Source organism: Alcanivorax sp. HI0083 (genome assembly GCF_001635175.1).
This window is the reverse complement of the sequence record NZ_LWFX01000622.1, coordinates 1-766: the sequence shown is the minus strand read 5'-3', so window position 1 is coordinate 766 and position 766 is coordinate 1. Positions and strand designations below refer to the sequence as shown.

At 58.1% G+C, this 766-nt stretch carries 1 protein-coding gene; it reads left to right on the top strand.

The window, feature by feature from the left end:
- Positions 1 to 628, top strand: a 628-nt coding sequence (locus A3754_RS06255) for an enoyl-CoA hydratase-related protein (protein ID WP_063519107.1), incomplete at its 5' end; no start/stop codon positions are given.
- Positions 629 to 766: the final 138 nt, after the last annotated feature.

Genomic DNA, 766 nt, shown 5'->3' with positions numbered 1-766 from the left:
TGCAGACGCTGTGCCCATGGCTGGCGATCCGGGGCGCATGGCAGAAAACCTGCGCCGGGTGGTGTTGCAGCTGCAGGATTGCCTGAGTGTACTGGAGCAAGTACGCATGCCTGTGCTGGTGGCGATTCAGGGCGGCTGCGTGGGCGGTGCGCTGGACCTGGTGTGCGCGGCAGACAGTCGCTATTGCAGCCAGGATGCGTTCTTCACCATCAAGGAAACCAGCCTGGGAATGACGGCAGACGTGGGTACGCTGCAGCGCCTGCCCAAGCTGATGCCCCAGGGGTTGGTCCGTGAGCTGGCCTATACCGGCCGCAATTTCAGCGCCTGGGAAGCGGCGGAGCAAGGGTTGGTCAACCGGGTTTATGATGATGCCGAAAGCATGTTGGCAGGGGTGATGGAGATTGCCAAAGAGATCGCTGCCAATTCTCCCCTGGCCGTTCTGGGCTGTAAGGAAATGCTTAACTACAGCCGTGACCACAGCGTGGAAGACAGCCTTAAATACATGGCCACCTGGCAGGCGGGCATGTTCCGCCACGATGACATGATGTTGTCGTTTCAGGCCAAGGCGAAAAAGAAGCAGGCCGACTACCCGGATTTGATGCCGGTTAAAGGTTTGTTTGAGCAGTAGGGCTGAATCCTGATTCGTAGGTCTGCTTAGGCGTAGCCGTAAGCCGACTATCGGCCGTTTCTGCTGCCTTTTCCGTTGAGTGTCGGATTACGCCTTTCAGGTTAATTCGACCTACTCCTCAATGGGAGTGGGGGCTGA